The sequence below is a fragment of the Aeromonas sp. s6 genome (assembly GCF_040907815.1).
GTDB classification, from domain to species: Bacteria; Pseudomonadota; Gammaproteobacteria; order Enterobacterales; family Aeromonadaceae; genus Aeromonas; species Aeromonas caviae.
The window spans coordinates 1-12,238 of record NZ_JBFOCN010000022.1 but is presented as its reverse complement, the minus strand read 5'-3'; the positions used below and the strand labels follow the sequence as shown (position 1 = coordinate 12,238).

9 protein-coding genes and 3 pseudogenes are annotated in these 12,238 nt (G+C 59.1%); 9 read left to right on the top strand and 3 right to left on the bottom strand.

The window, feature by feature from the left end; genetic code table 11:
- Window positions 1-941, bottom strand: a 941-nt coding sequence (locus AB5Y50_RS02330) for an IS4-like element IS50R family transposase (protein ID WP_368162397.1), incomplete at its 3' end; no start/stop codon positions are given.
- Window positions 942-1,031: 90 nt separating this feature from the next.
- On the opposite strand from AB5Y50_RS02330, the pseudogene AB5Y50_RS02325 reads away from it, so the two are divergent.
- The 6 genes and pseudogenes from AB5Y50_RS02325 to AB5Y50_RS02300 all read left to right on the top strand — a co-directional run.
- A pseudogene (locus AB5Y50_RS02325) lies at window positions 1,032-1,793 on the top strand (flagellin); the annotation flags it as partial.
- Between the two features lie 41 nt (window positions 1,794-1,834).
- Window positions 1,835-2,281 carry a flagellar protein FlaG gene (locus AB5Y50_RS02320; RefSeq protein WP_319878230.1) on the top strand — a complete coding sequence of 149 codons (447 nt, stop codon included), beginning with the start codon at window positions 1,835-1,837 and terminating at the stop codon, window positions 2,279-2,281.
- Between the two features lie 27 nt (window positions 2,282-2,308).
- A complete protein-coding gene (fliD, locus tag AB5Y50_RS02315; RefSeq protein ID WP_368162401.1) occupies window positions 2,309-3,721 on the top strand; it encodes a flagellar filament capping protein FliD in 1,413 nt (470 codons plus the stop codon).
- Between the two features lie 47 nt (window positions 3,722-3,768).
- Window positions 3,769-4,191, top strand: coding sequence for a flagellar export chaperone FliS (gene fliS / locus AB5Y50_RS02310; RefSeq protein ID WP_103859202.1), 423 nt, complete (start codon window positions 3,769-3,771; stop codon window positions 4,189-4,191).
- Window positions 4,188-4,502: a hypothetical protein gene (locus AB5Y50_RS02305; protein WP_244053985.1), complete on the top strand. Its 315-nt coding sequence runs from the start codon at window positions 4,188-4,190 to the stop codon at window positions 4,500-4,502. The genes fliS and AB5Y50_RS02305 overlap by 4 nt, the downstream gene beginning before the upstream one ends.
- Window positions 4,503-4,511: 9 nt before the next feature.
- On the top strand, window positions 4,512-5,723 hold the full coding sequence (locus AB5Y50_RS02300; protein ID WP_368162400.1) for a 6-hydroxymethylpterin diphosphokinase MptE-like protein: 1,212 nt from the start codon (window positions 4,512-4,514) through the stop codon (window positions 5,721-5,723).
- A 74-nt stretch (window positions 5,724-5,797) separates the two neighbouring features.
- Here AB5Y50_RS02300 and AB5Y50_RS02295 read toward each other — a convergent pair whose 3' ends face one another.
- Window positions 5,798-7,357, bottom strand: coding sequence for an ATP-binding cassette domain-containing protein (locus AB5Y50_RS02295; RefSeq protein ID WP_103859199.1), 1,560 nt, complete (start codon window positions 7,355-7,357; stop codon window positions 5,798-5,800).
- Between the two features lie 427 nt (window positions 7,358-7,784).
- Between AB5Y50_RS02295 and AB5Y50_RS02290 the strand changes: the two genes are divergently transcribed.
- The 3 genes and pseudogenes from AB5Y50_RS02290 to AB5Y50_RS02280 form a co-directional block, all read left to right on the top strand.
- Window positions 7,785-8,345, top strand: a complete 561-nt coding sequence (locus AB5Y50_RS02290; protein ID WP_103859198.1) for a recombinase family protein — start codon at window positions 7,785-7,787, stop codon at window positions 8,343-8,345.
- 2 nt (window positions 8,346-8,347) lie between these two features.
- Window positions 8,348-11,317, top strand: coding sequence for a Tn3 family transposase (locus tag AB5Y50_RS02285; RefSeq protein WP_103859197.1), 2,970 nt, complete (start codon window positions 8,348-8,350; stop codon window positions 11,315-11,317).
- 34 nt (window positions 11,318-11,351) lie between these two features.
- Window positions 11,352-11,990, top strand: a pseudogene (locus AB5Y50_RS02280) (methyl-accepting chemotaxis protein); the annotation flags it as partial.
- Window positions 11,991-12,046: 56 nt separating this feature from the next.
- Here the strand turns inward: AB5Y50_RS02280 and AB5Y50_RS02275 are convergent.
- A pseudogene (locus tag AB5Y50_RS02275) lies at window positions 12,047-12,238 on the bottom strand (IS4 family transposase); the annotation flags it as partial.

Below are 12,238 nucleotides of genomic sequence, written 5' to 3'. Positions count from 1 at the left end.
CGCAAGGCTTGGGCTAGCGACTCGACCGGTTCGCTGGTCAGCAACAACCATTTCAACGGGGTCTCACCCTTGGGCGGGTTAATCTCCTCGGCCAGCACCGCGTTGAGCGTGATATTCCCCTGTTTTAGCGTGATGCGCCCACTGCGCAGGCTCAAGCTCGCCTTGCGGGCTGGTCGATTTTTACGTTTACCGCGTTTATCCACCACGCCCTTTTGCGGAATACTGATCTGATAGCCACCCAACTCCGGTTGGTTCTTCAGATGGTCGTACAGATACAACCCAGACTCTACGTCCTTGCGTGGGTGCTTGGAGCGCACCACGAAGCGCTCGTTATGCGCCAGTTTGTCCTGCAGATAAGCATGGATATCGGCTTCGCGGTCACAGACCGCAATCACGTTGCTCATCATGCTGCCCATGCGTAACCGGCTAGTTGCGGCCGCAGCCAGCCATTTGCCACTCTCCTTTTCATCCGCATCGGCAGGGTCATCCGGGCGCATCCACCACTCCTGATGCAGTAATCCTACGGTGCGGAATGTGGTGGCCTCGAGCAAGAGCACGGAGTGAACCCACCATCCGCGGGATTTATCCTGAATAGAGCCCAGCTTCCCAAGCTCTTCGGCGACCTGGTGGCGATAACTCAAAGAGGTGGTGTCCTCAATGGCCAGCAGTTCGGGAAACTTCTGAGCCAACTTGACCGTTTGCATCGCGCCAGCCTTTCTGATCGCCTCGGCAGAAACGTTGGGATTGCGGATAAATCGGTAAGCGCCTTCCTGCATGGCTTCACTGCCCTCGGATGAGATGGTTATTGATTTTCCAGAATATTTTGCCAATTGAGCGGCGACGTTAACCAGACGGGTGGTACGGCGAGGATCACCCAGCGCCGCCGAAGAGAAAACAGATTTGGCCCAGTCAGCCGTACGATGAAGAGCAGAAGTTATCATGATCGTTACTATGTTGGGAGTCACATAGAAGATCAGATCCTGGAAAACGGGAAAGGTTCCGTTCAGGACGCTACTTGTGTATAAGAGTCAGCTTCAGGTCTGCGCATCAATAGTGCGAAAGATGATGCTGCGGGTTTACAAATATCGAACCGTCTGACATCCCAGATTAATGGTCTGGATCAGGGTAACCGCAATGCCAATGATGGTATTTCACTGGCACAAACTGCTGAAGGTGCCATGGAGGAGATTACCTCGATGCTGCAGCGTATTCGTACGCTGGCCCAGCAATCTGCTAACGGTTCCAACACCACCGATGACCGCGCCTCCCTGCAGAAGGAAGTCGACCAGCTGTCATCAGAAATCGACCGTATCGCATCTGATACCTCCTTCGGTGGTATGAAGCTGCTGGATAAGAGCACCTCTTCCTTCTCTTTCCAGGTCGGTGCCTACTCCAACCAGAAGATTGACTTCAGCATGAGTATTGCGTTTAACATCGCAGGAATGGCCGGTGCAGCAGGTGCCAGCACCACTTTCGCTGCGGGTGACGGTGGTATCGACATCTCTACTGCCAGCGGTGCTCAGGGCGTGCTGGGTTCAATCGACGACATGATCAAGGTGGTTGACTCCAAGCGCGCTGATTTGGGTGCGGTACAAAACCGTCTGGACTCCACAGTTCGCAACCAGTCCAACATCTCTGAGAACGTTAGCGCTGCTCGCTCTCGGATCCGTGATGCAGACTTCGCAACTGAAACAGCGAACATGACCAAGCAAAACATCCTGCAACAAGCGGCTTCAACGGTACTGGCTCAGGCCAACCAACGTCCGCAAGCTGCACTGTCGCTGCTGGGCTAAACTTAGGACCCGTGTCCTGACAGGAAAGTAAGGAGGGGAATATGGCAAATGACATGGTAAACCTTGCCTCTGCCGTGAACTCTTCTGTGGTGTCAGGTGATATGAGCGGCCGAAAGGCCGCTCAAGCTCATTCTACCGAGGCCCTTGCGAGTAGGGCTGACGTGGAAAAAGCCCAAACCAGCCAGACAGTCCAGTCCGCTGAAGCGGAGGATGCGATCCAGAAGAAAGAGTCTGAGCGGCATGAAATGGAAAAACAGGCCCAAGACTTGCAAGAGATTAGTGATGCGAAGGGATGGGCGGTGAGTTTCCGGGTTGACGATGATCTTGAGCAAACCATCATCAAGGTTGTCGACAGCGATACCCAGAAGACGATTCGTCAGATCCCCAGTGAAGAGTTAGTCGCGATCAGTAAGCGTATCAAGGCATTGCGGGAAGGAGAGTTGGGCGCTGGCGGCTTGCAGGGCTTGCTTTACGACCACGAGGCCTGATTCGGGTAATGAGTAAAGAGGTGACATATGACGACGATAACATCAGCCGGTGCAGGTTCGGGATTGGATCTGGAGAGTGTTATTTCAGCGAGTGTGGCGGCCAAGCAGGCCCAGCTTCAGCAACCTATAACCACCAAGAAAACCAATACGCAGATTACGCTGTCCGGTGTCGGTCAGCTTAAGTCTGCCATTTCGACGTTCGATACCACGTTAGCCAAGCTCTCAACGCCGGGCGCTTTTAACAAGCGGGCTATCAATATCACTCAAGATACCGATGACCCGATTCTGAAAATTAGCTCCAACACCGATGCTTCGAATGGTCAGTACAATGTCACCGTCAACAAATTGGCGACCACCAGCAAGATTGAGGGCACCTTCGCAAGCTCGACCTCCTCGCTGATTACCGAAGACGGCACCCTGACCTTTAGCGCTGGCGATGGCAACGAGTTTACCGTCGATGTCAAAAAGGGCGACTCGCTGCAGCAGATCCGTAAACGCATCAACAATGCGCCGGATAACTTCGGTCTGACCGCCAACATCGTCAATACCTCGGATGGTAAGGCCAAGCTGGTGATTGACTCCGGCGTGACCGGTGCGGGTAATGACCTGAAGATCAGCGGTAGTACCACAGAGCTGAAGATGTTTGAGGCCGACACCAGCAGTGCCACGGCAGTCAGTGGCTCGAGCATGTCGCGCACCCAGCAATCGACGGATGCCGAAATTGACGTCGATGGCAATATTTTGACCAGCGATACCAACACCTTCAAAGACAAGGTGCAGGGGCTGGACATCACGGTATTGCGCGTTTCGGACAAAGACAGTGATGGCAATCTGAAGTCCAACAAGGTGGATGTCTCGACCGACAAGAGTGCTATCAAGGGGCTGGTTCAGGAGTTTGTTGACGGCTACAACACCCTGATTGACCAGTGTACCGAGCTGGGTAAGCGCAATACCATTGTCGGCGGCGAGAGCCAGGACGATGGTGGGGCCTTGGCCGGCGACTCGATGCCGCGTTCGATTCGCACCCTGATGGCCAATACCGTCATGGAGCCGAACAGCGAGATGACGGGTATCAACAGCATCTTCCAGGTTGGTATCGAGATGGATAACGACGGCAAGCTGTCCGTCGACTCCGACAAGTTTGATGATGCCCTGGATGACAACTACGAACAGGTCGTTGCGCTGTTCAGTGGCGAGAATGGGGTTGCCGGCAAACTGCAAACCTCGCTCAAGGAGTACACCAAGACCGGGGGCCTGATCTCGCAGCGTCAGGATCAGCTGAACTCGGACCTGCGGGATCTCAGTACTCGCGAGGCGACCGCCGCCGATCAACTTGAAAAGTATGAAGCCAACTTGCGGGCGCAATATGCTAGTCTCGATACCCAGTTGGCGCAGATGCAAAGCTCAGCCTCGTATTTGAGCTTGCTGAGTACGTCTTAAGTTATTCTGTTCTCAACGCCGAGTGTTGTTGATGTAGAGGACCGTGCATGTACAACCGTAATCTGAAGGCATATAAAACGACCAGTCTCGATGCGGAGATGGCGGTTGCCGATCCGCACCGCATTATCCAGATGCTGATGCAGGGGCTGCTGGAGCGGCTGGCGCAGAGCAAGGGCGCGATCGAGCGTCGGGATTATGCCGCCAAGTCGGCATCCATCTCCAAGGCGATGGCGATCCTGAATGGGTTGCAGGATTCGCTGGATCTGTCGTTTGGCCAGGTGCCTCAGGATCTGTATGCGTTATATGACTATATGAAGACTCGCTTGATGGATGCCAGCCGGGCGATGGATATAGCCCCCATCGACGAAGTGGCCAATCTGATGATTACCATCAAGTCAGGCTGGGATCAGATCCCCGAAAGTGAAAAGCAAAAGGCGTTCAGCCAGCAGCGTCAGGGTACATCCGCATGATTGCCCATCTGCAGTTGCTGGATGAGCTGGAGCAACAGACAGCCGCCCTCGAGGTGGCTGTGTCGCATCAACACTGGGAGGAGTCGCAGCGTCTCATGACCTCCCGCCTGGCGATCCTGCAGCAACTGAGCGCAGAGCCGGCCTCCGATCCGCAGGTTCGGCAACGCATTGTAGCCGTTGCGACCAAACTGGCAGAGCAGGAGCAGCTGCTGGTTCAGGTATTGCACCAGCAGCAGCAGGCTATCAAGCATTCGTTGCTTAACCTGCGTACCGCGGAGCGCGCCAGACAGTTATATCAACAGCATCGCTAGGAGAGGGAGATGGCCGAGGTTGAGCAAATCCTGATAGACGCGGCGGAGATGGAGCGGCGCGTGGCCCTGGTCCGGGAGCAGGAACAGGCGATGCGCGATGTGCTGCCGCAACGTTTTGAGGTCAACATGGCGGCGTTTCGCCGTTTCGTACCCTCGATTGCCGAACGTTTCGAGCAGTACCGGATCCAGCGCCCATTCGAGATGTTTTGCACCGACAACGGCATTCCGAATCTGCGCTGGCGGGATGATGACAGCACTTTTTATGGTGAAGATCCCTATCAGGAGTGCCTGCAGCAGGTGGAGCTGACGCTGAGCAGCTCCACCATCATCCGTTTCAATCTGGATGTCGAAGGCGACTGGATTGGCCAGCAGCATATCAAGTATATGAATGCGCTGGTGCGGCAAATGAAGGCATTGCAGGCCGAGCATCCGCTGATGGAGCAGATACCCGAATCGATGCCGCTGGGGCTGATGTTCGGTGTCGGCCTCGGTTATCAGCTGGCCTACCTGTACGAGCGCTGTCAAATTGCCAACCTCTACCTCTTTGAACCGAATGAGGATCTGTTCTACGCCTCGCTCCACGCGTTCGACTGGGCGCCGTTGCTGGAGTACCTGCATAGCCAGAACATGGGGCTGCATATTTTCCTGGGCCAGCAAGAGGATGAGGTACTGACGGCGTTTCGAGCGGTCAGTGAAAAACGCTCGCCATTTTTATGTTCCACGGCCTTCGGGCTGGTGCACTACCGTTCCGAGGTCTTGCAGCGCCTGGTGGGGAAGGTGGCGCGTGAGATGTTTTTCATCAGCATGGGCTGGGGGTTCGTTGACGACACTCTGTTCTCCTTGTCACAAAGTCTGAACAACATGGAAGCTGGGGTGCCTTTCTTCCGCCGCGATGTCGCGCTGCCACTGGAGTGGCGCCATGTTCCGGTGTTCATCGTGGCAAACGGCCCCTCGTTTGATCGGTCGGTAGAGCTGATCCGCCAGCATCAGGACAAGGCGATTGTCATTGCCTGTGGTACTGCCGTGACGGCGCTGCACAAGGCGGGTATCTGCCCGGATATGTATCTGGCGGTCGAGCGCATCACCTCGGTACCGGCATCACTGCGCAGTATCGGTGATCCTGACTATCTGCAGCAGATTTTGTGTATTGGTCCGGATGTGTTGCACCCGGATTGTCGTGATCTGTTCCGTGATCGCATCTATGGCTTCAACGGGTTGTAAGCCGGAACCGCCGAAATTTCCGTCAACTCCTCTAAACCCCTGCCACAAGGGCATCTAGGTCAATCACCTTGCGGTCACTCTGAAAGATTTAATTCTTTACCAATCCCAACCCCTGCAACGAAGTCGGGATCGTGAGAGACCAATAACAGAGTGCCTGGGTAGTCCGCCAGGACCTGAGTGAGCAACTGACGCGAGGGGTGATCCAGATGGTTGTCCGGTTCATCGAGCAGCAGCAGGTCGGGCAGTTGCGCCAGTACCATCAGCAGACCCAGTTTTAACCGCTCACCCCCACTCAGACCATGACAAGGCGTCAGGGCGCGATCGCCGCGCAGGGCTATGCCCGCCAGCCGTGTTCTCGCATCACTCTCGGCCAGTGTCGGAGCCACTGTCAACAGGTTGGCAAGCGGGCTGAGATCCCGCGCAATCAGACTGAGCCCCTGATCGAGGCAAGCCATCTTGCCATTGATGCGAAAGCTGCCCGTCTCGGGCTCCAGCTCCCCGCGCAACATCCGCAGCAGACTCGATTTGCCGCAGCCATTGCGACCGCCGATCAAACAGCGCTCACCCCGTTGCAGCACCAGATCAACCCGCTGGCCATGCCAGCGCACGTGACGCGCAGCCGTAATCACCAGCGGCTGGGCAGCCCCCTTGCGCTCGATCTCCTCCGGCCACTGCATGATGAGCGGCTGCACCGCCGCCAGCGCGGCTGCCGCCTCGGTGCGGGCCTCCACTTGCGCACTGTGGCCCCGCTCATGGCGGTCCAGCACTTTGCCAAGGGATTTGCCTGCCTGTTCCGCCTTGAAATCAAGCAGGATCTTGGCTTGGGAGCCGCGCTCACGCCGCCCTTGACTGGCTCGTCTGGCCGCCTGTTCACGCACTTTTTGCACGCTGCGCGCCGCCGCCTTTTCATTTCGCACCGCTTGCGCCAAACTGGTTCTGCGGGCAGCCTGTACCTCGGCTTGCTGCGCCAGAAACTCGTCAAACGAGAGGCGGGCACTCTGCAACCCCTGCTCGCTCAGCTCCAGAATCTGACTGGTTTGATTGAGAAGGCGCCGGTCGTGGCTCACCAGCAGGTAACCTCCGCGATGTCTGGCCAGTTGCTGGCTTAGCCAGTCGATGCCAGAGGCATCGAGGTGGTTGTCTGGCTCATCAAGCAACAGAAAGTGATCCGGATTGACGAATAGGGCAAGCAGACGCAAACGGCCAAGTTGGCCACCGCTTAACCGGTCGAGCGGTTGGTAAGCATCCAGCGCCAGACCGGCTTCTGCCAACAGGGCTGCAAGATCACTGCGCAAAGACCAGCGCTCCGCCAACAACTCGAAATCCCGCTCGTCCGTGCTGCCCTGCTCGATCCGCTCAAGGGCGCGCAGCCGCTCGCCCCAACCGATAAAGTCAGCTACGCAGCACTCCCCTTCTGGCACAAACTGGGACAACCAGCCGATGGGCCGGTGCCACTCGATCTTGCCCGCAACCGGACGGCGCTGGCCCGCCAGCAGTTCGAGCAGCAGGCTCTTGCCGATGCCGTTGCGGCCAATCAGGGTAGCGCCTGCAGTGGGCAGGGAAAAGGTAAGGGGCTGCGAACATGCACCAAAGGGCAACTGCAACTGTTTGATATGACATGCGATATGGGTCATCTGAACTCCTTTGGGCCGATGCCGAAGCAGCAGGCCAAGAGCCATAGCCAAATGACAGGGACACGAGTCCACAGATTGGAAAAAAAACAGAGGAGTCAGCATCAACCTGTCACGGTAAGACGCACCCGTTCTCCCGGGCGGGAGAGGAATTAAAAGCGGGGTGCGGACAGGTTAAATGCGCATCGGCGAAATACTCTTTACTGATGAAAGTAAAATCATACTTCAGATAGTAAAAAATGCCAAATGTTCCGGTATCACTCACTTGCATGTTGTATCAATAAGTCAAGTGTCAGTCTGGGCTATACCCTAACCGGATGTCAGGTTAAGCCATTTGGAAGCGTCAGAATAGAGCCATGTTTCCAATTTCTTGACGGCTGCCGCACAAGGCCATAGATTCCTTCCTGACACTTTCAGCTCGGGAGGCATCTTGCAAGGGCATCGCATCGGTTACGTCCGCGTCAGTAGCTTCGACCAGAACCCGGAACGGCAGCTCGAACACGTCCCGGTGGACAAGGTGTTCACCGACAAGGCGTCGGGCAAGGACACGCAGCGCCCGCAGCTCGACGCGCTGCTCGCCTTCGTGCGCGAGGGCGACACGGTGGTGGTGCACAGCATGGACCGCCTGGCGCGCAACCTGGACGACCTGCGCCGCCTGGTACAGGGGCTTACCCGGCGCGGCGTGCGCATCGAGTTCGTGAAGGAATGCCTGACCTTCACCGGTGAGGACTCGCCGATGGCGAACCTGATGCTGTCGGTGATGGGCGCGTTCGCCGAGTTCGAACGCGCCCTGATCCGCGAACGTCAGCGCGAGGGCATTGCGCTCGCCAAACAGCGCGGAGCCTACCGGGGCCGCAAGAAGGCCCTCGCGCCTGAGCGGGTGGCCGACTTGCGCCGCCGCGCTGCCGCTGGCGAGAAGAAGGCGCAGCTCGCCCGCGAGTTCGGCATCAGCCGAGAAACCTTGTACCAGTATCTGAGAACGGATGACTGACCATGCCTCGCCGCAATTTGCTGACGCCCGCCGAGCGCACCAGCCTGCTTGCCTTCCCGGCTACTGACGATGAATTCATCCAGCATTACACCTTCTCCGAGTCCGACCTGTCGGTGATTCGCCAGCGGCGCGGCAGCCACAACCGGCTCGGCTTCGCGGTGCAGTTGTGCTACCTGCGCTACCCCGGCTTTGCCCTGCCGACTGACGCGGAGCCGCCCGCCTCCCTGCTGAAGATCGTCGGTCGCCAGTTGCGCATCGAGCCGGACATTTGGTCGCAGTATGCGCAGCGGCCTGAAACCCGGCGCGAGCACCTGTTGGAGTTGCAAGCGTGGCTGAAACTGACGCCGTTCGCTGTCGCCGACTATCGGCACTTCGTTCACCAGCTCGCCGAACTGGCCCAGCAGACCGACCGGGGTATCGTGCTGGCCGAGGCGCTGGTCGAGTTGCTACGGCAACAACGCATCATCCTACCGACCGTCGATGTCATCGAGCGCGTGTGCAGCGAGGCGCTTACGCGCGGCACACGCCTGGTCTACGAAACGCTCACCGCGCCGCTCGGCGATTTCCACCGCCGTGCGCTCGACGGGCTGCTGGCGATCCGCGAGGGCACCAAGGGCAGTGGGCTGATCTGGTTGCGCCAGCCGCCCGGCCCACCGAAGCCCAAGCATGTGCTGGCCCACCTGGAGCGGCTGAAAACCATCCGCGACCTGTCGCTCCCGGACGGCCTGGAGCATGCCATCCACCAGAACCGTCTGCTGAAGCTCGCCCGCGAAGGCGGGCAGATGACGGCCCAGCACCTGCGCGACCTGGAGCTGAACCGTCGCTATGCAACCTTGGTCGCGGTGATCCTCGACACCCGCGCCACGCTGATCGACGAGATCATCGACCTGCACGACCGTTTCATGGGTTCGCTGTTCAGCAAGGCCAAGCGTAACCATGCCGACCGCTTTCAGCAGTCCGGCAAGGCGATCAACGACAAGGTGCGGCTGTACTCACGCATCGGCCGCGTCCTACTGGAAGCCAAGCAGTCGGGCGGCGATCCGTTCGCCGCCATCGAGGCGATCATCTCTTGGGATGCGTTCAGCGAAAGCATTACCGAAGCGGAAACGCTCGCCCGGCCGGAAGACTTCGATTTCCTGTCCCTGGTCGGCGACGGCTTCACCCAGCTCCGGCGTTACACGCCGGCCCTGCTGGACGCGCTGACCATGAAGGCTGCGCCGGCAGCGCGCGAACTGCTGTCCGGCGTCGAAGTGCTCAAAGGGATGAACTTCCGCCAAGCGCGCAAGGTGCCGGACGACGCGCCCACGTCGTTCGTGCGCAAGCGCTGGGAAAGCCTAGTGCGCACGGAAGATGGGCTTGACCGGCGCTTCTACGAGCTTTGCGTTCTGTCCGAGCTGAAGAACTCACTGCGCTCCGGCGACATCTGGGTCCAGGGCTCGCGTCAGTTCAAGGATTTCGAGGACTACCTTTTGCCACCGCCGCGATTCGCGGCGCAGCGTGACCAGCGGGAATTGGGCCTGGCTGTCGATACCGACTGCGACCGCTTTCTGGACGCTCGTCTTGCGGTGCTGCAAGAGCAACTGGCGACAGCCGAGCGGCTCGCCGCTGCCAACGAACTACCCGATGCAGCCATCACGAGCACCGGGCGAATCAAGATTACGCCGCTGGACAATGCCGTGCCGGATGAGGCCAAAGCGTTGATGCAGCAGGCATACAGCTTGCTGCCGCACCTGAAGATCACCGAGCTGCTGCTGGAAGTCGATGGCTGGATCGGCTTTAGCCGCCACTTCAAGCACCTCAAGAGCGGCGCGACGGCCGAAGACCAGCACCTGTTGCTGACGACCATCCTTGCCGATGCCATCAACTTGGGCCTCTCCAAGATGGCTGAGTCCTGCCCTGGTGTGACCTACGCCAAGCTGACGTGGTTGCAGGCGTGGCACATCCGCGACGAAACCTATTCGGCGGGTCTGGCCGAGCTGGTCAACGCCCAGTTCCGCCAACCCTTCGCCGCCTACTGGGGCGATGGCACCACGTCGTCATCGGACGGCCAGAACTTCAAGGCCGGCGGCCGTGGCCAAGCTGCCGGCCAAGTGAACCTGAAGTACGGTCAGGAGCCGGGCGTGCAGTTCTACACCCACATCTCCGACCAGTACGCGCCATTTCACACCAAGGTCATCAATGCCACGGTGCGCGACGCTACCCACGTCCTGGACGGGCTGCTGTATCACGAATCTGACCTGCGCATCGAGGAGCACTACACCGACACAGCCGGCTTCACCGATCACCTGTTTGCGCTGATGCACCTCTTGGGCTTCCGCTTCGCCCCTCGCATCCGCGATCTGGCCGACAAGCGCCTATATATCCACGGCGACGCCAAACAGTACCCGACGCTCGCCGGTTTGATCGGTGGCAACGTCAACGTGAAGCACATTCGCGCCCATTGGGATGAAATCCTGCGGCTGGCAGCCTCGATCAAGCAGGGCACGGTGACGGCCTCGCTGATGCTCCGAAAGCTCGGCAGCTATCCGCGCCAGAACGGCCTGGCCGTGGCCTTGCGCGAGCTGGGGCGCATCGAGCGCACGCTGTTCGCGCTCGACTGGATGCAGAACGTCCAGTTGCGCCGCCGCGTGCAGATCGGTCTGAACAAGGGGGAGGCCAAGAACGCGCTGGCCCGAGCCGTGTTCCTGAACCGGCTCGGTGAAATCCGTGACCGCAGTTTCGAGAACCAGCGCTACCGCGCGAGCGGCCTCAACCTAGTGGTGGCGGCGATCATCCTGTGGAACACGGTTTACCTGGAACGGGCAGTCCAGGCGCTGCGCGACTCGGGCAAGAACATCGACAAGGGGCTGCTACCGCATCTTTCGCCGCTGGGCTGGGAGCACATCAACCTGACCGGCGATTACATCTGGCGGCAGAACAAGCAGGTCGAGCAAGGCAAGTTCCGGCCGCTACGAATGCTTGCCGAAGCTTAGCGTACGATTTTTTCCGTTTCGTGAGCTGACCCCTTCCCGCACCTCCACCCAGGGCAACCAGGTGGTGCGCAGCGCCATCGGCAGCATAGAGCAGGTTTCCCGCCAGATAGAGCAGGCCGGGAGCGTGGTGCAGCAACTTGAGACCGACAGCGCCAGCATCAGCATGGTGCTGGACGTGATTCGCGGCATCGCCGAGCAGACCAACCTGCTGGCCCTCAACGCGGCCATCGAAGCGGCCCGGGCCGGCGAGCAGGGGCGTGGCTTTGCGGTGGTGGCAGACGAGGTGCGCAGTCTGGCCCAGCGCACCCAGGCGTCCACCGCCGAAATCAGCAAGATGATCGAGGTGTTGCAGGAGCGTACCGCCGAGGCGGGCAGCGCCATGCAACTGAGCCGTCAGCAGATGCAGGAGAGCGTGGAGCTGGCGCGGGAGGCGGGGAGCAGCATCGACAGCATCAACGGTGCCGTCACCCAGATCACCGACATGAACACCCTGATCGCCACCGCCACCGAGCAGCAGAACGCGGTCACCGAGGAGCTCAATCGCAGCATCGTCAAGATCCACACCGCCGCCGACGAGAATGCCCAGGGGGTGCAGCAGACCGCCCAGGCCTGCGTCGAGCTGAGCAGGCTGGCCACCTCGCTGCACCATATGACCCAGCGCTTCACCCTCTGAGTCTTGCTGGTCACCCGGCACAGCGCAGAAGGCCCCACCAATCGGCGCAATGCTGTTCACTTAAGCGGAGCCGCATTGCGATTTACCGGAAAACGGGTCTTTGATATCTTCACCGCCCTGGGTCTCGATGGCCTGGGGCGTTTTTCTATGAACATGACGCCTATGCAGCCCCGCAACTCCGCCAACCTCCGTGGCGTATGGGCTGGCGATAACGCGCCCGCCATCACTGCCATCTGGTTCGCGATGAA

Coding starts and splice junctions, on each gene's coding strand:
- AB5Y50_RS02320 (WP_319878230.1), top strand. CDS start 1,835: ATGGCAAATGACATGGTAAACCTTGCCTCTGCCGTGAACTCTTCTGTG.
- fliD (WP_368162401.1), top strand. CDS start 2,309: ATGACGACGATAACATCAGCCGGTGCAGGTTCGGGATTGGATCTGGAG.
- fliS (WP_103859202.1), top strand. CDS start 3,769: ATGTACAACCGTAATCTGAAGGCATATAAAACGACCAGTCTCGATGCG.
- AB5Y50_RS02305 (WP_244053985.1), top strand. CDS start 4,188: ATGATTGCCCATCTGCAGTTGCTGGATGAGCTGGAGCAACAGACAGCC.
- AB5Y50_RS02300 (WP_368162400.1), top strand. CDS start 4,512: ATGGCCGAGGTTGAGCAAATCCTGATAGACGCGGCGGAGATGGAGCGG.
- AB5Y50_RS02295 (WP_103859199.1), bottom strand. CDS start 7,357: ATGACCCATATCGCATGTCATATCAAACAGTTGCAGTTGCCCTTTGGT.
- AB5Y50_RS02285 (WP_103859197.1), top strand. CDS start 8,348: ATGCCTCGCCGCAATTTGCTGACGCCCGCCGAGCGCACCAGCCTGCTT.